15 protein-coding genes are annotated in these 20,947 nt (G+C 39.4%); 7 read left to right on the top strand and 8 right to left on the bottom strand.

What is annotated here, in order from left to right; all coding sequences use genetic code 11:
* Window positions 1-23: 23 nt before the first annotated feature.
* The gene (gene porZ, locus AB7E53_RS02480) at window positions 24-2,342 is read left to right on the top strand and encodes a type IX secretion system anionic LPS delivery protein PorZ (RefSeq protein ID WP_446773983.1); all 2,319 of its coding nucleotides are present in this window, start codon (window positions 24-26) and stop codon (window positions 2,340-2,342) included.
* Between the two features lie 43 nt (window positions 2,343-2,385).
* Here porZ and nadA read toward each other — a convergent pair whose 3' ends face one another.
* Together nadA and AB7E53_RS02470 are read right to left on the bottom strand one after the other, a co-directional pair.
* Window positions 2,386-3,372 carry a quinolinate synthase NadA gene (gene nadA, locus AB7E53_RS02475; protein WP_179399930.1) on the bottom strand — a complete coding sequence of 329 codons (987 nt, stop codon included), beginning with the start codon at window positions 3,370-3,372 and terminating at the stop codon, window positions 2,386-2,388.
* A 452-nt stretch (window positions 3,373-3,824) separates the two neighbouring features.
* A complete protein-coding gene (locus AB7E53_RS02470) occupies window positions 3,825-5,681 on the bottom strand; it encodes a biotin/lipoyl-containing protein (RefSeq protein WP_421468425.1) in 1,857 nt (618 codons plus the stop codon).
* Window positions 5,682-6,402: 721 nt separating this feature from the next.
* On the opposite strand from AB7E53_RS02470, the gene AB7E53_RS02465 reads away from it, so the two are divergent.
* Window positions 6,403-6,933: an RNA methyltransferase gene (locus tag AB7E53_RS02465; RefSeq protein ID WP_068187140.1), complete on the top strand. Its 531-nt coding sequence runs from the start codon at window positions 6,403-6,405 to the stop codon at window positions 6,931-6,933.
* Here the strand turns inward: AB7E53_RS02465 and AB7E53_RS02460 are convergent.
* Window positions 6,925-7,452 carry a DUF4294 domain-containing protein gene (locus AB7E53_RS02460; RefSeq protein WP_394333166.1) on the bottom strand — a complete coding sequence of 176 codons (528 nt, stop codon included), beginning with the start codon at window positions 7,450-7,452 and terminating at the stop codon, window positions 6,925-6,927. The two genes, AB7E53_RS02465 and AB7E53_RS02460, sit on opposite strands and share 9 nt — an antisense overlap.
* 218 nt (window positions 7,453-7,670) lie before the next feature.
* Between AB7E53_RS02460 and AB7E53_RS02455 the strand changes: the two genes are divergently transcribed.
* From AB7E53_RS02455 to AB7E53_RS02445, 3 genes are all read left to right on the top strand, one after another.
* Window positions 7,671-8,477, top strand: coding sequence for a hypothetical protein (locus AB7E53_RS02455; RefSeq protein ID WP_446773981.1), 807 nt, complete (start codon window positions 7,671-7,673; stop codon window positions 8,475-8,477).
* Between the two features lie 14 nt (window positions 8,478-8,491).
* Entirely contained in the window at window positions 8,492-10,510 is a 2,019-nt protein-coding gene (locus AB7E53_RS02450) for a helix-hairpin-helix domain-containing protein (protein WP_446773979.1), read from the top strand.
* Window positions 10,511-10,583: 73 nt separating this feature from the next.
* Window positions 10,584-11,363 (top strand): radical SAM protein, encoded by a 780-nt coding sequence (locus AB7E53_RS02445; RefSeq protein ID WP_446773977.1) that lies wholly within the window; start codon window positions 10,584-10,586, stop codon window positions 11,361-11,363.
* 276 nt (window positions 11,364-11,639) lie between these two features.
* Here the strand turns inward: AB7E53_RS02445 and AB7E53_RS02440 are convergent, their stop codons facing one another.
* The 3 genes from AB7E53_RS02440 to AB7E53_RS02430 form a co-directional block, all read right to left on the bottom strand.
* Entirely contained in the window at window positions 11,640-12,824 is a 1,185-nt protein-coding gene (locus tag AB7E53_RS02440; protein ID WP_079684063.1) for an acyltransferase family protein, read from the bottom strand.
* Between the two features lie 112 nt (window positions 12,825-12,936).
* A complete protein-coding gene (locus AB7E53_RS02435; RefSeq protein ID WP_079684062.1) occupies window positions 12,937-13,182 on the bottom strand; it encodes a GlsB/YeaQ/YmgE family stress response membrane protein in 246 nt (81 codons plus the stop codon).
* Window positions 13,183-13,235: 53 nt separating this feature from the next.
* Window positions 13,236-14,654, bottom strand: coding sequence for a tetratricopeptide repeat protein (locus AB7E53_RS02430; RefSeq protein WP_446773975.1), 1,419 nt, complete (start codon window positions 14,652-14,654; stop codon window positions 13,236-13,238).
* A gap of 259 nt (window positions 14,655-14,913) precedes the next feature.
* Between AB7E53_RS02430 and AB7E53_RS02425 the strand changes: the two genes are divergently transcribed.
* Together AB7E53_RS02425 and AB7E53_RS02420 are read left to right on the top strand one after the other, a co-directional pair.
* Window positions 14,914-15,747, top strand: coding sequence for a helix-turn-helix domain-containing protein (locus tag AB7E53_RS02425; RefSeq protein WP_179399937.1), 834 nt, complete (start codon window positions 14,914-14,916; stop codon window positions 15,745-15,747).
* A gap of 92 nt (window positions 15,748-15,839) precedes the next feature.
* Window positions 15,840-16,733, top strand: a complete 894-nt coding sequence (locus tag AB7E53_RS02420) for a carbohydrate kinase family protein (RefSeq protein WP_446773973.1) — start codon at window positions 15,840-15,842, stop codon at window positions 16,731-16,733.
* A 35-nt stretch (window positions 16,734-16,768) separates the two neighbouring features.
* Here the strand turns inward: AB7E53_RS02420 and AB7E53_RS02415 are convergent, their stop codons facing one another.
* The gene (locus tag AB7E53_RS02415) at window positions 16,769-17,995 is read right to left on the bottom strand and encodes an MFS transporter (RefSeq protein ID WP_446773971.1); all 1,227 of its coding nucleotides are present in this window, start codon (window positions 17,993-17,995) and stop codon (window positions 16,769-16,771) included.
* A 90-nt stretch (window positions 17,996-18,085) separates the two neighbouring features.
* Entirely contained in the window at window positions 18,086-20,887 is a 2,802-nt protein-coding gene (locus AB7E53_RS02410) for an outer membrane beta-barrel protein (protein WP_446773970.1), read from the bottom strand.
* Window positions 20,888-20,947: the final 60 nt, after the last annotated feature.

Genomic DNA, 20,947 nt, shown 5'->3' with positions numbered 1-20,947 from the left:
ACAAGCCGTAAATTAATACTCATATGAAAAAAAGAACTGGTTGTTTGCTTTGGTTACTAATGGTGGTTGTACAATCCGTATGCGGACAAGCCATTGGAACCTGGAAATCGTATCTTGCCTATACGAATACTACAGAATGTGCCGAGGCAAACAACCTGGTTTATGCCATTGCCGACGGCTCCATGTTCAGTTACAATAAAACGGATCAGGAGGTTGTATACTATTCCAAGGAGAACGGACTGAGCGATAATGAGATTGGGCACATCGGCTTCAACGAATCTATCAACACATTGTTGATAACCTATGCCAATGGGAATCTGGACCTGCTCAATGAACAGGGTATTTATAATATTCCTTTCCTTAAATCGTCTGTAAGTATTCAGGATAAAACCATCAATTCCATCTATTTCCACAACGAGTTTGCCTACCTGTCCACGGAATTCGGCATCATGGTGGTAAATATGAAGAAACGGGAAATTAAGGATACTTATAAATTTGATAAGGCTGTATTGCATGTGGGTATTGTTGGAAACAAAATATATGCTGCCACGTCAGGTGGTTTGTTTACAGCCGACACTTCCTCCAATCTGCTGGATCATAACAACTGGCAGAAAGTTGTTTTGGATGCATCGCAACTCAATGAGAAAGAAATTAAAAAGCTTGCCTATTTCAGCGGGGTATTATGCTTCATCGTTCCCGGAAACGGTATTTTTTACCTCAACAGCAGCGGTGCTACTATCCGCCTGCTGGCAGATAACACATTGAAAGACATGGTGCATCAAAATGGAATGCTTATCCCCTACTCTGTAACTTCGCTTACCATTTATACTTCGCTTACAGATAAAGAAAAAGTAAATGCCGGTATCGTAAATCACGTATCGTCCCTTAAAGATAATACGGTTCTCTGGATCGCTGCCGCCGATGAGGGATTGAAAGCCATTAAGAAGGGCAATGCCGGAAGCTATGAATCAATTGTTTCGGGGATTACATCAAACAGCATCAAAAGAAACCTGACGGCTTATATGACCTTCAGTAATTCTAAATTATTGGTAACAGGTGGCGAAAGGTGGGCCGACAGAGGATTCAAGCCTGGCACATTGATGGTATACGATGGAATAAACTGGTATAATTTTGATGAAAATAAAATTGCTCAGCAGAGTGGAATCAAGTTTTCGGATATCACATCCGTTGTTGTCGATCCCAAAGATCCCGCTCACTATTATGCCTCCTCGTGGGGAGAAGGGGTGTTCGAATTCCGTAACAATGAATTTGTGAATCTCTATTCGTTGGGGAACAGTTCATTGGAATCAGCTTTACCGGGTAGCTCGGAAAGAAATTATGTTCGTGTAGACGGACTCTGTTACGATTCAAAAGGAAATTTATGGATGACCAGCAGCGGAGTAAAAGATGGTATAAATGTGCTGAAAGCAGACGGTTCGTGGTCGAAGCTATATTATGAAGTATTGAACAGTAAAAGCTTAATTGATAAGATTCTGATTACCCAAAAAGGATATAAGTGGGTGAACATACCCAGGGAAACACCCGGTATATTTGTTTTTGATGATAAAGGAACCCTGGACGATGTGAGTGACGATGTTTCCAACTTTTATAACCTATTTACAGACTCCAATGGTAAGACGATTGAGGTTAGCAGCTATTATTGCATGACAGAGGATAAAAACGGTACAATTTGGATGGGAACGGACAAAGGTCCGGTTATTTGTCCCGTTCCGGACAGAGCCATCGAAAATCCGGGAAATCTGTATTGCAGTAATATTATCCGCCCCCTCGAGGATGGTTCTTCCAATGGGTACCGTTTGCTTGAAAACGAACGGATAAATGCCATTGCAGTGGATGGAGGTAACAGAAAGTGGATCGGTACCCAGTCGTCTGGTATCTTACTGGTAAGCGAAGATGGGATGGAGACGATTGCTCACTTCACCACAGACAACTCCCCTATCCTATCTAATAACATTAAGTGTTTAGCGATAAACAGTGCCACCGGCGAGGTGTTTATTGGAACCGACAAGGGTTTGGTTTCTTATATGGGTGATGCAGTTGAAGGTAAAGATGATTATTCGGAAATAAGGGCTTTCCCTAATCCGGTTAGACCCGAATCGGACGACAGAGTTACCATTACCGGTTTGATGGAACGGTCTAATGTAAAGATAACCGACCTGAACGGACATATTATTTACCAGGGAACATCGGTTGGCGGTCAGCTTACCTGGAATTGCAGGAACCGAAAAGGAGAACGGGTGGCTTCGGGTATTTACCTTGTATTGGCAGCCACGCCAGACGCCGGTGAAAGTGTAGTTACCAAAATTATGATTATCAAATAACAATAAAGGCGGTTGATACCACCTTTATTGTTATTTACTATTGTTATAAACCAAGCTTTTCTGAAAGTTCCAACATGCGTTGAATGGGTAAGACTGCTTTTTTCTGTACAGCTTCGTCCACATGTATTTCAGGAAGTTCAAATTTAAGGCAGTTATATAATTTCTGCATGGTATTAAGACGCATAAAATTACATTCGTTGCAAGCACAGGTGCTGTCGTTGGGAGGAGCGGGAATAAATTCCTTATCCGGACTCTTTTTCCTCATTTCATGGATCACACCCGATTCTGTTGCCACAATAAACTGTCTCTTGTCTGACTGAATGGTATGTTTAAGCAATGCAGCCGTTGAACCTATAAAATCGGATACTGTTAGCACCACTTTCTTACATTCCGGGTGAGCTATCACTTCTGCTTCCGGATATTGCTTTTTAAGCAATAGAATCTTTTCCAACGAAAACTGTTCGTGTACATGACAAGCTCCGTCCCATAACAACATGTTACGTCCGGTAATGCTGTTGATATAATTACCCAGGTTACGATCCGGACCAAATATTATCTTCTCGTCGGCAGGAAAACTTTCAACAATCTGTTTAGCATTGGTGGATGTTACCACTACATCGGTCAATGCCTTAACGGCAGCCGTTGTGTTTACATACGATATTACCGTATGATCCGGATGGGCTTTTACAAACTTTTCAAATTCGGTAGCCGGACAGCTATCCGCCAGTGAACAGCCTGCATTCAGATCCGGAACCAGTACCTTCTTATCGGGACATAATATCTTGGCGGTTTCACCCATAAAATGTACACCGCACAAAACAATCACATCCGCCTTCGTTTTAGCAGCCCATTGCGCCAACGCCAGACTATCTCCTACAAAATCGGCAATGTCTTGTATATCCCCTGTCTGATAATAGTGAGCCAGTATAACAGCATTCTTTTCTTTTCGAAGCTGATCAATGGCTTTGGCTAAATCTATATTTTCGGGAACCGGCACATTCATATATCCTATCGATTGGTTTGTCAACATACCTTTTATATATTTTATTATTAGTTTTAATAAAGAAATAAATAATGATGATAATAGCCTGTTGATAGTGTTGATAAATAAACCTCTTTATGGAGGTCCATATTTCCTTAACCGGTTATCAACAACTATATTAAACTTTTAACTACTGATTATCTGTAAATTATATTAGTTATTAACATACTGTTTATAAGTTACAAAGTTATAAACTTTCTTTCTTACTTTCAATTAAAACTGTGTGAAACAAGCTCAAAAGAAATGAATAATAGCCTTATATTTTATTTTGTCAGATAAATGGACGCTCCGTATATACAGAAATATCATTTATCCAATAAATAATTATCCTTTCTTTTTTACAGGTTATAAACAGGTTATCAATAGTGTTTAAACAAAAAAGATACGGGACTATAAGAATCCCGTATCTTCTGTTATTTCAAGTAATATACCTGTTGTTGTTACTCTTCGATTTCCATTATTACGGATTCGGCTTTTACAAACGATCCTTCTTTTACAAATATACGTTTTACAGTACCATTGTATTCGGATGCAATATTATTCTCCATCTTCATTGCTTCAAGAATAAGAACAGAATCACCTCTCTTGATAGTATCACCCTCTTTTACAAGCAGTTTCCAAATAGTACCAGGCATAGGACTTTCTATCACTTTTCCGGTGATAACCACTTCCGGTTCTTTTACAACTTCTTCCTGTTTCTTTTGTTGGGCAATTTGCTGGTTAAGCTCGTTGTATTCTTTTTCTCTCACCCCTTTCAGGTAATTAAGAGCTACCGTAGGGAATAGTTCCAGCAAAAGTTGTTCTTTTTCATCCTTTGCCAACAACACATCACCAAACTCAGGTAAAACCGGATTGGGTTGGTGTTGATAATTGGAAGTATCATACGGAATTTCTTCACGTGTTCCCGCAATTTTTAGACGGAAATCAGGATCCACCGGTACGGGTGTTTTACCGTATTCGCCCTTCACCAATGAAATAAACTGGTTGGAAACGTTCGAGTATTTTTCGCGATTAGCTTTTGCCGCTAGTGCCGAGTTAACAGCCTGCGAACCGATAATCTGACTGGTTGGTGTAACCAATGGAGGCAGACCTGCATCCAGTCTTACACTTGGAATCAAAGCCATAGCGTCTTCGATGATATCCAATGAATTGAATTGCTTCAACTGGGCTACCATGTTTGTATACATACCACCCGGTATTTCGGCCTTTTTTACAAGTTCGTTGGGAGCCGGGAAATTAAAATAAGCTTCAATAGCATGACAAGCTCTTAATAAGCCCTCTTCGTCGTTGTTCTTAGCTGCAGCAATGGCATTGTCGAACTCTTTATCAACAGATGCAGGAAGTGTATCTGTTAATGGATTGAAGGGCTTTGGAAACTGCTTAACAGCATCGAAGGCTTCCAGTTCTTTACGGATGAAATACAATTCGTTGTTGATTTTTGCAACAGCTTCCATATTCACATCCATCTGAATACCTAATTTTTTACAAAAAACATAGATAAGTTCAATGGCAGGTGCAGCTGGACCGCCTGCAAAGTTCCATATATTTGTATCAACGATATCTACTCCATGAATGATGGCAGACAAAACAGATCCTAAACCATATCCGGGTGTACAATGCGTATGGAAGTCGATAGGAACGTTCAGGTGCTTCTTAAATAAATCAATGAGTCTGGCTACCCTTAATGGAGGAATAAGGCCGCTCATGTCCTTAATTGTGATCATATCGGCGCCCAACGCAACCATTTCCTTGGCTTTGTTCAAAAAATAGCTGTCTGTGAACACCTCCTTAGGAAGCGGTTTGCCTTTTAAGCGGGCTTTGATTCTTTCCATGGTAGTGAAATGCGGGTCAACCGTATAACAAACAGCACAATCGGCCATACCGTTATACTTCTTGATGCTTTTTACACTTGATTTGATGTTCTCAACATCGTTAAGCGCATCAAATATTCGCATGATATCCAGACCGGAAGAAACAGCATTCTTAAAAAAACCGTCGATGATCTCGTCTGTGTATGGTGCATATCCATACAAATTACGACCACGGGAAAGAGCTGTTAATTTAGAGACATTTCCTACTCCTTCTTTAATTTTTTCGAGTCTGTCCCAGGGATTCTCACCCAGGTATCGCATTACTGAGTCGGGAACTGCTCCTCCCCACACTTCCATTGCATAAAAACCTGCGTCTTTATAATAATCAAGAACACGATCCACCTGATTTTGATTCATGCGGGTAGCAAAAGCAGACTGCTGTCCATCTCTGAGAGTTAGATCTCTGATTAGTAGCTTTGTAGACATACGTTTAAAATTTAATTTTTCCTTTTTCAATTTGTAAGCAAAAGTAGTCGAAATATGAGTTCAAATATACTAATTTTTCTTATAATAATTAGTAAATTGTAATTTTTAATATCACTATGTCAAATCAAAATTTATACCCCCTAAATACTTATAATCCAGTATTATATTTCTCTATTTATTTTCATTCTATAAACAAAAAGGGCAATATCATTTTGCTTAAATTTCATCACACCATTTATCCCATCTTATCCACTTATCAACACTTTATATATTATATTCTTTTATTCTTTAATTTTTTTTAAAAAAAGTATGAATATGATGTCCTGTTGATATGGTTTAAAGATTTTATCAAAAAGATTTGGTTAGTATCTTATCAAATGACGAGTGAACCTTTTGTAAAGGTTATAAACAGATAATAAACAACATTGTATTCAGTCAATCAGTTACTTAAGTGATTCTTTGTAAAATTGTTGATAACCTGGTATGTAGATAAGTTTATTTGAAAAAACACTGTTTAAATGTGTAAAACCCTTGTTGAAAGAACATCATAAATAGATTGTATTATTTCTTGCTTTGTTGGTTTGTGTCGTGCTTAATCAACTTTATGAGATTATCAAGGATTATTTATCATTTTCTATACACACTTTATCAATACCATTTCAACAGTTATCCCATAGTATTTCAACATTCTTTATTTACTTTTGTATTCAAATAGAATGGTATGCGCAAATTAAAAATTACAGAAATGAACCGCCTCACACCGGAGGCATTCAGAGAAAGTAAAAAAATTCCTTTAATCGTTGTATTAGACCATGTTAGGAGTCTGAATAACGTTGGTTCCGTTTTCCGTACATCCGATGCTTTTAGAGTGGAAGCTATTTACTTGTGTGGAATTACTGCCAGACCTCCTCATCCGGAAATTCATAAAACGGCTTTGGGAGCAGAAGAATCCGTTGACTGGATCTATTTTGAAGATACACACCTGGCTGTTGATAAGTTGAAGAATGAAGGGTATGAAGTATGTGCCATTGAACAGGCTCATGGCAGCATTATGTTAGATAAGTTGCTGTTGGACAATACAAAAAAATATGCTGTTGTGTTGGGAAACGAGGTAAAGGGAGTTCAACAATCGGTTGTTGATAACTGTAATTATTGTATTGAAATACCTCAATACGGTACCAAGCATTCGTTAAATGTTTCGGTAACGGCAGGAATTGTTATCTGGGATTTTTTCAAGCAATTGTCAGAGTAATCCGTTTTCAACCAATACCACCACCCGTTCCGTTACTTTGTCTTTTCCTTTCGGATCGTACTGGGACTTCAGACTGGCACCGAACATGCTTGCAAAGAAGTTCCAGAATCCTGCTCTGAATGATCCCAGGTAAGCTTTCAATAGGTTGTAACTCGATTGATTGCATTCTCTGTCGATCAGTTTGATAAGTAATTTGCCCTGAGAGTAGGATAGTCTCCTTAACTGAGGTTTATATTCCTTAAACATCTCTTTTTCCATCCTTTTGAGATGTTGTTGTTTAGCTTTTTCATTGGGCAGGGTTTCCATATACTCGTATGTTTCTATAAGGGTTGAATAGACCATCTTGGCATAGGGTAAAGTGCGCTTTACATCGCGTATAAGCTTGTAATAATTATCCTGCTCTTTTTTATTTTTGAATTTCATTTCCGGAAAGATATAAACACCGGGCAGGTTTACAATGGCAAAAGTATCTTCGCCAACCACATACGCAGGCTGAAAACCGGCGGGAGCGGAATTCATGGAAACATCCTGTGCAAATGTACTTGCAGAACTTAGAATAATTCCCAGCAAAAGTCCAACTAAATATCTTCTGTTCATGACATTGCAAATGTATATCAATTGTTGGTTTCTTGTACCTCTTTTAATTTATTTTCAGGAATGGATCTGAATTTACTTTGAATGCATTATTAATATAGTTATTTTTGTGAAATATATACCAAAGCCTTTATAATAATAGTATGAAAACCACCTCTATTCTGTTTTTAATATTTCTGATATTTCCTTGTCAGGCTTCCGAATTTTTACGTGTTGGAGATACCCGGTCTCTTGGATTGGGTGGGGCAGGAGTCACCCATACATTTACCTTTAATCCGGCTCTTCTGGTTTTATCAACAAATAAACAGGCAGGTGTTGATATCTTTAATCGATTTAATGTAAGTGGTTTGCAGACGCTTCAGGCATCATTTATCTACTCTAACGATTTATTGCCGGCGGGTATTAACATCTCTTCCTTTGGTAACGATGCCTACAGAGAAACCTGTTTTATGCTTGCTGTTGGAAAGCAGATTAATGAAATGGTTACTTTAGGAATTGCTTCAACCTATTTATTTATTCAGAGTGAAGGTGTGGATAAGAATCCGAGTCGCCTTGCTATCGATGCCGGTGTTGTTATTAAAACTGTTGATAAGCTGTTGATTGGGATTTCAATTCTTAATTTTCCATCTGTAAATCTGACTGTTAGAAATGAACAGTTTAAACAAACACCTGTTTATAACCTACGCACTGGATTTAATTGGAACATTATAGAATCATGTATGCTGACGTCGGAATTGATTTGTTCCGAAGAGAGTCCCCTGACTGTTAATATGGGCGTTGAATACTATCCCTACTCTTCTTTTTCGTTACGTGCCGGCCTGCAGGATAATTTTAGAATGCCTACCTGTGGTATAGGATATGTTTTTTCAAGGTTTTCTTTTCAATTGGCTACGCAGTTTCATCCTTTGTTGGGTACTTGTACAGGATTGGGGTTAAAAGCTCTTTTTTAATACAATCGGATGCTATGGAAAGGTTGTTTATAATTGTGTTGATATCCTTGTTGATTACAAGTTATGATGCTAAATCACAGATTAATACATCTGTTGATAACTGGATGGATTATGTGGAATCGATGGCCGGGGATACGGATGATCAGGAACGGATTGAGACTTTGTTTACCGAACTGTCTTATTTGGCTGAACATCCGTTTGATATAAATAAAGTAACTGCGGAGGAGTTGGGACGATTACCGTTTTTATCCGATCAACAGATAGATGAAATAGTTTCGTATCGTGAAAAATACGGACTATTTGTAAGTCTGTACGAACTTAAGCAGCTTGTTTCACTGGATTTTTCATCAATCGGACTTCTGCTTCCTTTTGTTTATGTTGAAGAAGCAAAGGCGCCTTCCTACAACGGAAAAAGAATGAGAACGTATGGAAAGAATGAGTTGTATCTTCGTTATGATAGAAGTTTTCAACAGAAAAAGGGATATGGTGAGTACTCGGATTCCTTGTTGAATGTAAATCCGAATAAAAAGTATTTGGGTGAACCTTTTGCCCACTCGCTCCGCTATTCATATTCTAAAGGATCGAATATACAGTTGGGTATAGTGGGAGAGAAGGATGCGGGCGAATCGTTTCTTTCCGGAAAGAAGAAAGGGTATGATTACTATTCGGCGCATCTGATAATTAAAGAGATGGGTGTTTTAAAGTGTCTGGCTTTGGGAGATTATAAAGTATCATTTGGACAAGGTCTGGTAATCAGCAACGACTTTTCTCCATCCCGTAGTTCGATGGTTCTGCAGACAAAACGAAGGAATAACGGATTTCGTCGTCATTTTTCAACCAATGAAACCGACTTTTTCAGGGGAATTGGATCTACGGTGACTTTAGGTAAGTTGGATATGAGTTTGTTTTATTCGTTTCGAAAACTTGATGCCACAACAGACAGCCTGTTGATAACTTCGTTTAAAACCGATGGACTGCATCGTATACAAAGGGAATTGGATAAGAAAGGGGTGGTATCCACCCATACCGGTGGTGGAAATATACGGTATGCATCGCCTCTTCTTTCGGCCGGTTTTACCGTTATCGGATATTCTTTTGGAAACAGACGGGTTGAACCGGAGATTAAGCCTTATACGGCACATGCATTTAGAGGTAGTTTCAATCTTAATATGAGTCTGGATTACGAATTAAAGTTCAGGAAAATGATACTGTATGGTGAAACAGCATTTAGTAGGAATGGTGCATTGGCTACTTTAAATTGTTTACAGGTAACTCCGGCATCTTTTATATCCTGGCTTATTACGCATCGCTATTATGATAGACGGTACCATGCTTTTTATGGTAATGCTTTTGGACAGAACAGTAATGAACAGAATGAACAGGGTGTTTATATTGGAATGCAGTTATTTCCAGCTTCAGACTGGAAATTATCAATGTACGCCGATCTTTTTTCTTCTCCTTGGTTGAAGTATGGAATGAATACGCCTTCCTCGGGAAAAGAATATATGGCCGAAGCCACCTATACTCCCCGAAATGCATGGTCGGTTTCCTTTCGATATCAGCATAAAGAAAAAGAGGCTGAATCGGTTTCCGAACAGCATCGGATGCGTTTACAAGCGATAGTTTCGCCGTCGGAAACAATTTCCTTACGAACAACGCTGAATGGAATATTGTCTGATCCGTTGAATAAGAGAAGTTACGGTTGGATGGTTTCCCAAAGTGCAGGGTATAAACCGGCTTCATTACCTATACAAATGGATGGTTATTTTTCATACTTTGATACGGATGATTATGCCACCAGGATTACTTCCTATGAAAAAAATCTGTTGTATGCTTTTTCGATGCCTTCTTTTTACGGACAAGGCATACGATGTGCGTTTTCCTTTAAAGCGTCTGTTTTGGATAATCTGTATTTATCTGCAAAATTGGGTTGGGTACATTACTTTGACCGGAATGAAATAGGGACTGATATGGAGTTGATAGAAGGTTCTGATAAAACAGATTTGAATGTTTTGGTGGGATGGAAGTTTTAGTTTTGGAGGCTTTAGGGTGTAAGCAAGCGGATTATTGCTACTTTTGTAGCCCATAAAATCAAGTGTAATTATCATGTCTACCATACTTTTTGATAAGATCGTATTCGGACCAGTCCATAGCAGAAGATTAGGTGTTTCACTGGGTATAAATTTGCTGCCGGTGGACGGTAAAGTTTGTTCTTTCGACTGCATCTACTGTGAGTGCGGACTTAACAGGGATGGTCGTACGGGTAGCAAGCTTCCTACCCGCGAATGTGTAAAAAAGGAATTGGAGGAGACACTTCTTTCGATGGCTGCAACAGGTAAAGCTCCCGATGTAATAACTTTTGCGGGAAACGGAGAGCCTACATTACATCCCGACTTTGGAGGTATCATTGACGATACGATTTGTTTAAGAAACAAGTTTTTTCCGAAAGCTAAAATTGCTGTTTTATCAAATGCTACCATGCTTCATAAACGTGAGGTTTTTAAAGCATTGTTACTGGTGGATGATGCCATATTGAAGCTTGATTCAATTAGTGACAGAAGGATACGTCAGATCAATGCTCCTAATTCTCCTTCTTTCTGCAGTAAAGAATTGGTTGAACAATTATCCCAATTTAATGGAAAGGCGATTATACAGACCATGTTTTTAAAAGGGAATCTGCAGGGGGAATCGGTCGACAATACCACAGATGAAGAGATCAAGGGTTGGATTGATGCACTCAAAGTCATACAACCAAGACAGGTGATGATCTATACAATAGACAGGGAAACACCCGTAAAAAATCTCCAAAAAGTAACAAAAGAAGAATTGGAGGTAATTGCGGAGTATGCAAGGATACAGGGTTTTGAAGTTTCAGTCTCCGCCTGATTAGCTTCGATTTAAAATGAGAAACAAAGAGGCTCGATCAAACTTCATTTATACTTTGCGAAGCTTATTCAATTAAAGTTGCTTAAAGGATTTTCCTGCCATTATAGGGTAGGTATATAGTATTGTTTAGCAAATCTTATCATACAAAGTATTTTGACTATACAAAAAAGAACCCTGAAAGCTTTTAGCATAGCTTCCAGGGTTCTTTAAATATATCATGCTTTTTAGTATAAATACCGGATAGTTTGTGTTATTATATGGTATTCTTAATTTCAATTACAGTTTAATGTAGATCTGTTTTTTATACAGATAGTAGCCGGGTATCCAGTTTAAAATTACATAAAATAATGCCCAGGCCAGAGATCCTGCATACGCTCCAAAAATAGGACTGAACACATCGTTGTACATGAATCCTTTAAAAGTGGTTGTACCCTCTGCGGCAGGGAACCAGTTGCAGAAACCTATTATTGAAGAAAGTAAAGCGGCCTGTACATACAGATACAACGGATTGATACCGAATGATTCGAAAAACAGGCTCCATTTCTTTTTACCGTTTATATCGATAATCCAGATTAATAATCCAAGGAATAATGAACCTAATCCGCAAGTAGTAAGAGCGAATGTACTGCTCCATATTTTTTTGTTGATGGGACAACCGTATTGAAGAAGCAGTCCGGAAAACAGTAAAATGGTTCCGAAAATAAACAGACGTCGTATAATAAGTTCGTTGTCTTTTTTACTGTCCAGAATCAGTTTCCCGGCATAAAATCCCAATAAAACATGGCCGATACTTCCTAATACACTCAGCAGACCTTCCGGATCAAAAGGAATTCGAGTTCCATCGGCTAATGTATCCTTATACATTCTGTCAGCACCAAAAAGTGCTTTATCTACAACTGCTATGATATTATTCTCCGAAAGCTCCATGCTGTTGGTAAAGCCAAGCAATGCCCAGTAGAATACAAGGACAGAAGCTACCAATGGTAGAATATATTTATGTTTAATGGATAGCCCTATCAACGAACCTATACCATAGGCAAGTGCCAGACGCTGCATAACGCCCAAAATACGTACATTTTCAAAATGGGTGAAACCGCGCCCGATACTTTCAAGCAAAGGTACACCGTCTGCCTGCAGCGATTTCATATACCCCATACTATGTCCGAACCAGTTTAAACCGTAACCCACCAGAAAGATAAGTAATGTACGTTTCAGAATTTTACTTACACTCTCTTTGCTAAGAGTGAAATTATATTTCCTGAGTGAAAGAAACATGGAAACACCCATGATGAACATAAAAAATGGAAATACAAGGTCCGTGGGGGTTAATCCGTCCCACGAAGCATGTTTTAAAGGTGCAAATACAAATTCCCAGCTGCCCGGGTTATTAACCATAATCATTCCTGCGATTGTTATTCCTCGCATTACATCCAAAGAAAGGAGTCTTCCTGTTTGTGCCATAGTATTTCAATGTGATTTAAAGATTTAAGCAGCTCCAAAAGTAGTGCAAAGAATATTAAATCACAAAAATATGGTTTACTTTTAGCTCAGAAAGGCTATTATACCAACTCTTTTACTTTTTAAAGAGAGAAACTGCCCAGAGTAGAACGATAGCACCGGCTGTCGAGGTTATCAAACTTCCAATAATGCTGTTATCATTTACACCGATTCCCAATATACTGAATAGCCAGCCTCCAAGTACACCTCCGATAATACCGAGTACCAGATTAACCACTAATCCGAAACCTCCTCCTCTCATAATCTTACCGGCGGCAAAACCGGCAACTATTCCGATAATGATATACCAAAGAAATCCCATAATTCTATAATTTAAATGTGATAAATAGATTTACTAATCTCTTTATTATTAACCTATAGAGCTTCGTTTTTGTTGTTATCGCTTTTTGATTCTTTGTTTTTTATCTCAAGGGCTTTAATCACAGCCTGCAGATCATCGGCACTTAGCATAGATTTTTTTCCATCCGGAGCCAACATGGGAAGTTCCTTTATTCCTTTAAAGAATAATTCCTGATGGAAGGATTGCAAGAGATTGGTAAGGTAACGCAACTGTCCGGTGTTTGGTCCGTTTTTCAGCATTTCCGATGCATAGTAATAATGGATAAATAGTCCCCTCTGCTTTTCTTCTTCAGTACGGTAGCTTTCATTATTTTTAGCTGAATACATAAATGCAATCTGAGCCAGATAATCAATTTGTTTTTTATTTCTTTGGTAGGCTTGATAGTATAGCCTGGATGATTCCTCGAAATTCCGTGCTTTCATATGTATATCTGCACGGAACAACAGTAACTGATTCACAAGAAGTTCGCTTGGTTGCATGGCTTTCTCGGCTTTGTCGAAAAAGACAAAAGCTCTTTCCCTGTCGTACGTTTTTCCCAGTGATGATCCGAGTAAAAGACAAATTTCGGCACTGGTCGTATCCATTTGATAAGCAAGCTCCAGAGGTTCGATAGATGCAAGAAACAATCCGGCGTTATATCTTGACACTCCGGTATAAGAAACGGTTGTATAGGAAGAATCTCCTTCGGCCATCAATGCGGTATAAACTGAATCTGCCGCTGCATATTGTTTATTTGTATACAGAGCCATTCCTTTACTCTGACGTAGCTGTATGTTTCCCGGATTGTAGAACAAAGCCGTATCGCATATAGCTAATGCATCTGCAGCATCCTTACCTCCCAGCCGAAGCAACGTATTTATAAGTGTATTGGCCAGACTACCATTTTCGCGGTTTAGCGAATAGGCTTTAAAATACGATAGGGTAGCGATTTCATTTTGTCTGGTACGCGTATAACAATCGCCCATGCTTCGCCAAAGGGCACTGTTATCCGGATCTTTATCAAGCAACCTGGAGTAAATTTGCATAGCATCCTTCAATTCGTCCAATTGATAATGGAGTCGGGCCAGCTGGTAGCTGGCATAAAAGTTGGTACTATCCATGGCCAGAATCTTTCCATAGCTACTCTTTGCCTCCGAAACTTTACCCAGATTTGTAGCTGTACGGGCCATGGCATACAGGAAATCCCTGTTTAATGAATCCAGCGCATAGCAAATTTTATAAGTACGAAAGGCATCTTTATATTTGAGCAGCCCTTCATAAGCTTCACCTATTGAATACATGGTTTCTGCATGTGTTGAATCGGATGAGGTCAACAGTTTGGTCTGCGACAGAACCTCTTCAAATTGTTTCCTGTTGATTAGTTCACGTAAGGAGTTTTTTTGAGCGTTGGCTGTAAATGCAATGCAACAGAGAAGCCAAATAAGTTTGTTCATGGTGGGCTGTATTACGGTTTAAAGACAAATCTACGAAACGAATAGTTATTTACATTGTAAATACAATTAAATTGTGTTAATTATTTATACAAATAAACCTTGTTGTAATATAGTATTTCTATCTGGATAACAAATGTATAGCTTAGGATAACAAACCAGCTGCTTTCATGTGTACAAGCTCCTTTTCTTTTTTTTATACCGAATACTTGTTGTATCTTCGTTTACTATAAATTATAAAGCTAACTAACTAAGTAAAATTATGAAAAACCTACCTTTAGAGTTGGAGATTCAAAACCTGGCAGATGCGAAGGCGAAATCACTTATTTACACAAGACCATTGAGAGCAACTTCTTATCAACTGATTTGGGTATCCGAAGGTGAAGCTATTTTTGATATAGATTTTAATGAAGTTACAATTAAAGCCGGTGAACTTCTTGTTATTTATATAGGTCAGGTTTACAGAATGAACACTAATGCATCTTTTAACGGCAAGAAAATACTGTTTTCGGATGCATTTTTTAAGCAAACGGAACTTGATGATAATTTTCAACAAGTTGCCGAACTGTTGAATCCGGATAGTCCGAACCAGAAAGTGAAGCTGGACATAGAAAAAGTAGAAAAGATCTTTTCTCTTGCTGAAGCAGAGTTGAAAAACGAGGCAGATAATTTTCAGACACAGATTGTATATGGATACCTACGTACCTTGCTATTTGAAGCCGAACGTATCCTCGAAGCAGGTCAGCCAGCAGTTCGTTATAGCCTAAGTGATAATCTGACCCGTCGTTTCTGTAATGCGGTTGAAAAGAATTTCCATACGTTGAAGCACACAGAGTTTTATATGCATATGTTAAATGTCTGTGAGAAGACTTTGACAAGGCAATTGAAGAACGACATCGAAATAACTCCCAAAAAATATCTGATCAAACGGGTGGTGCTGGAAGCCAAAAGAATGTTGGCAAGCAGCGATGCTTCCGTAAGAGAGGTCAGTATTGATCTGGGATTTGACGAAGTGACAAATTTCAACAAGTATTTTATACTTCATACCAGTTTTACTCCGGGGGCCTTTAGGGATAATCATCGTTTCAATTCCTGATTGTAGTGTAGTATTATTATTATCTAATTCTTATTTGACAACGGATATTTATTTTTACTTTTGCATCAATCAATAAAATAAGAATTGTAACTATGCATGATCTTTGTTGCGTTGGCCACATCACTTTGGATAAAGTTGTGACACCGAAGAATACCGTCCACATGCCTGGAGGTACCTCTTTTTATTTCTCACATGCCATAAGAAATCTCAAGGATATAAATTATACATTGGTAACAGCCATAGCCGAATCGGAAATGGCTGTTGCTAATGATTTACAGTCGAAAGGTATCGATGTAAAGGTAATGCCCAGTAAGCATTCGGTTTATTTTGAAAATATATACGGAGAAAATCAGGATAACCGTACACAACGGGTTTTAGCTAAAGCTGATCCCTTCACGGTTGATTATCTGGAGGATATAGATGCCCGTATTTATCATTTAGGTAGCTTGTTGGCAGACGACTTCTCACTGGATGTTATCCGGTTTTTATCTCAAAAAGGACTAGTTTCGGTCGACTCACAAGGTTATCTGAGGGAGGTTAGGGAGCAGAACGTGTATGCTGTGGATTGGACCGAAAAGAAGGAGGCGCTTAAATACATTCATTTTCTGAAGGCTAATGAACACGAAATGGAGGTGCTTACCGGTTACGATGATGTGGCGATGGCCGCAAAACAACTTTATGATTGGGGTGTTAAAGAGGTGTTGATCACCCTTGGTAGCATGGGGTCTGTAATTTATGATGGTACCACTTTCCATAAGATTCCGGCCTATAAACCCAAAGAGGTGGTGGATGCTACCGGATGCGGGGATACCTATATGACCGGCTATTTGTATAAACGTGCCAAAGGGGCAGGAATTGAAGAAGCCGGACGTTTTGCTGCAGCCATGTCGACGCTTAAGATTGAATGTCTGGGACCGTTTAAAGGAACTAAAGAAGATATAGAACACTGCCTTGAAACAGCAGAACAAAAAATGCCTGAACTTTAATAGTTCAGGCATTCTTTGTTTTCAATAAAAGTATATTATTTTGTAGATTCTTCAATCTTGAATGCCTTGCTGAAGCTGGTCATCAGTAAGATGCAAAGCCCCAATAATCCAACCACCATATAGGCATATTTCATGTTGAATGCCTGCGAGATAGCCCCGATAAGCAGCGGAGCAACCAACGATCCGATAAAGCTGATACTTGAAAGAATGGTAAGAGCAATGCTTACCGGTGTTTTTGATTTAGCTCCAACCAGACTGTAAATGGTAGGTACCATGCACGAAATACCCAGACCTACCAGCATAAATCCAAGCGAATTAACCACAACCGTTACGATCATCGATTCAAATAGTCCGCCAAACAGGGCCGAAACCATGAAACCGGCAAAGATAAGTGCTCCAGCTACTTGCAATACACGCTGTTTTCCCAACACACTATAAGCATAGTTGGTAAGGAATCTTCCTACCGTCATCATCACCATAAATACAAGGAATCCAATTTGGAGGGATTTCGGAACTTTCAATACCGACTCAAAATATAGTCCGCTCCAGTCGAACATGGCACTTTCTACAATTAATGCAAATAAGCCCACAATACCCAACTGAATAAGCAGTTTTTCGGGTTTTCGTATAAAGCTCATCTTATCGGCCACCGGTTCTTTAGTATCTTTTACTTCTGCTTCCACGTCATCCTGTAAATATTTCCGGCTGATCAAAACAATGCATGTAATGATCGCAGTGATGATAGTAAAATGCCAGAAAGGGGCAACTTCCCACACAATCATGATAAAACCAATCAAGGCCCCTAAACAGGCAGCAAGACTCCATCCTCCATGAAAGGAGGCCATGATTGTTCTTCCATACAGTTTCTCAATACCGATACCTTGTGTATTAAGTGAAATATCGCATAAGTTCCAGCAAACACCGAAACAGAATAAGAAGAGGCCGAGCAGATATACATTGGATACTGATCCGATGGCAAAAAGAGAAAGTGCATATCCAAGGATGCTTATCTGTACCATAATACGGCTTCCCAGATTTGTAACCAGATAGCCGGCCAAAGGAATAGCGGTAAATTTTCCCACAGGAATCAGAAACAAAATCAGTCCCCAGTAAAAGGCATAGTCGACTGCAAATAAATCCTTGATATCCGGAATACGGCTTGCCCAACTAGAGAAGCACAGCCCCTGGGCAAGATAAAAAGAAAGCACGGCATATCGTATAAGCCCCTTGGGGTATACTGCCTTAGTTGAAGTATTTTCCATGATATAATTTAAAAACGTTAAACGAAAAACATGCGAAACTACATCTTTTATTTCTTTTATTGTCAACTATCAGCCTTTAATTTCCCAAAATTACCACCGGCCATGTCCTTGTCCGCCTCTGTCGAATCTTCTTTCACGCATGCCATCTCTCATACCTTCGGGTCTCTCGCCCGGCATGTTTCCTCCTTTTCCTCCAAAAAGGTTGAATCGGTAGGTGAACGACGCAAGGAAGTAGCTTGTAAGGCTGTTGTTGATAGATTCAGTGATGGCCGTTTCTGACACAGAACGGCTTATGTTTTGTCTTTGTTGGAGGATATCGTAGATACGGAAGGCAATCATTCCGGCATTTTTCAATACTGATTTCTGTATATTGGCATTCCATATTGTCTGATTCTGACTGTATCCGGCGGAATATCCAGAACTGGTTTGATAACCTATATTACTTGAAAGAGAAATACTGAGTGGCAGAAACAAAGTAACATTGCCGTTTACACGGTAGGTAAATACATCCTGGTTGCTGCTGGTCTTGGCAGTACTTCGAACACCGTTGTACCCGATAGAGCCGTTGGTTGCCAGTTCGATTACCGGTGTAATAAACCGTATGCCCAGATTCTGATTCAATATGGAATTCTTTGTGATATTCTTGGTCGGGATTGTAGCCAACCGGTCGGATGTGTAGCCCACGTGGTTGTTAAAGCTGAATCTGGTAAATGAATTAAACCGGAATTTGGTTGAAAAAGGAAGGTTGGTCATCAGAAATGCCGATGTATTCCAAACCCCGTTCACATTGTCGTAAGTAGTCTCTCTTTTACCAGAGCCATCCTCGGCATAAATTACTTTCGAAACAATGCTGTTGTTTGTGGTGCTACCTTCCAGACTTGCCATGATTGACCGCTGCGACTTGCGTTCCATCAACTGTAGGCGAACTTCCAGCGACTGACTGAAACTGGGTTTCAGTCCGGCATTTCCATACCGGATGTTGCTGGGATTTGAATCATCTATGGTTTCGTCAAGCTGACTGAGATCGGGTTGAGAGGTATTGGTCCGGTAGTTTATACGCAGATTCTTTTCTCTGGAGAAATTATACTGAAACCTTGCAGTGGGAGCCCAGTTTGTAACCGATCGGCTTAATACCTTATTTTCCGATTCCACAAGATATGAACGCCTGCTGGTTGATTTCTGAGGTTCGATATTCACGCCAAGCTGATATTCGTATTTTTCTCTTACGGTACGGAAGCTTGCCTGGATCTGCTGACGGATATTGTCGTTTTCAAAGTTGTTGGTCAGACTGATGCTTTCATCCAATTCACCGATCAGATCCTCTTCCGATTTACGAGCATAGGTCTTTTTATCGCTTTCTCTGTTGTTAAACCTATAAGAGTATGATAACTGCAGAAACCGGTTGGTAAACACCGGCTCTACGTATGAGGCATACACCCGGTAATTATAAGACGATGTGATATTTTCAACCCTGCGGATAAGGTCTGTATTGTTCGCATCAGGATTGATGGTGTATATGGCGGTAGAGCGTGAAAACGATTCCGATTCATTTTCGCCCACCGTTCCGCTTACACTCAGGTTAAACCTTCTGCCGGGCTTGTTTTTAAAAGAATGGCTATAGTCCACGTCCATTCCTCCACTTTGTGAAGAGGATTCTGAAGACGACTTAGAATTACTTTTATTCAGGAAATCTTCCGGATTTCCTGCTTCCGTATAGGTGTTGTTGTCGCTTTGCGAAAAAGAGTTCGATTTGGAATAGCCTGCTCTGGGTTTGAAACGGAATGTATTATATTCGTCGGGTTTCCATTCCAGACGAAACTCTGTATTGAAATCGTCTGTTTCAGAAAGGTTGAATGAATTTCTGTCGGAGAACTGAGATGAATTACTCAGAAATGTTTCGGTGTAACTTTTGGATTCGGCGTCCGTATTCCGGAACGAATACTGTCCGCTTCCCTCAATCTTAAGCTTGGGACTGGTTTCTGTACCTACAGAGAAATTGAGAGATCCGGCTTCGGTATTTCCATTTCCTCCACCGTAACTACGGTTTCCACCTCGTCCGGAATTGGTATTGCCCACATTACCGATAACCGAATAGACGTTATTACCTACAAAACGGTTGAACATACCGTTTCCTTCGTATCGGTCTTTATTTCCAACACCGGCACCGAAGTTACCCAACCACCCCTTTTTCCGTTCGGGTTTAATCTGCAGATTGATAATCGTTTCCTCTTCACCATCGCTTATTCCTGTAAGCCGTTCCATCTCCGATTTACGTTCCACAACCTGAAGTTTATCAATCATGTCTGCCGTAAGATTTTTTGTAGCCATGGTTGGATCATCAGCAAAAAACTCTTTACCGTCTACTAGGATTTTCTTTACCTGTTTTCCTCCGGCGGTTATCTTTCCATCGCTTGCTACTTCAACACCCGGCAATTTTTTTAATAAATCTTCAACCACGGCATTCTCTTGTGTTTTGAAAGCCTCCGGATTATATTCTACCGTATCATTCCTGATCACCATTTCGGCAGCCTTTCCTACCACAGTTACACCATCCAGTAAAACATTGTCGGTCGACAGTTTTATAACCCCCAACGTATGTTTGTTATTTTGAGATGTTATACGGATGTTTTTTGTGTTTGCAACATATCCGATATAGGATGATTTGACTACGTAATTACCATTTTTTATCTGATTGATGCTGAAGTTTCCATTGGAAGAAGTAACGGCACCTTTTGCCATCGAACTATCAGGAAGATTTAACACAACGACTGTAGCGTGTTCTATGGGCTTGTTGAATTCATCTACAACTTGTCCGGAAATTGTACCCGATGATTGGGCAAAAGACACTGAACTGAAAGCAGACAAAAGCAAAATAAGAAATGACTTTTTCAAAATAAGTAGAATTAAAACCTGTGAATAATCAATTATCTTTAAACTAAGATAGAAACAAAA

Source organism: Macellibacteroides sp. (genome assembly GCF_050251695.1).
GTDB classification, from domain to species: Bacteria; Bacteroidota; Bacteroidia; order Bacteroidales; family Tannerellaceae; genus Macellibacteroides; species Macellibacteroides fermentans.
This window is presented reverse-complemented; position numbering and strand designations above follow the sequence as displayed.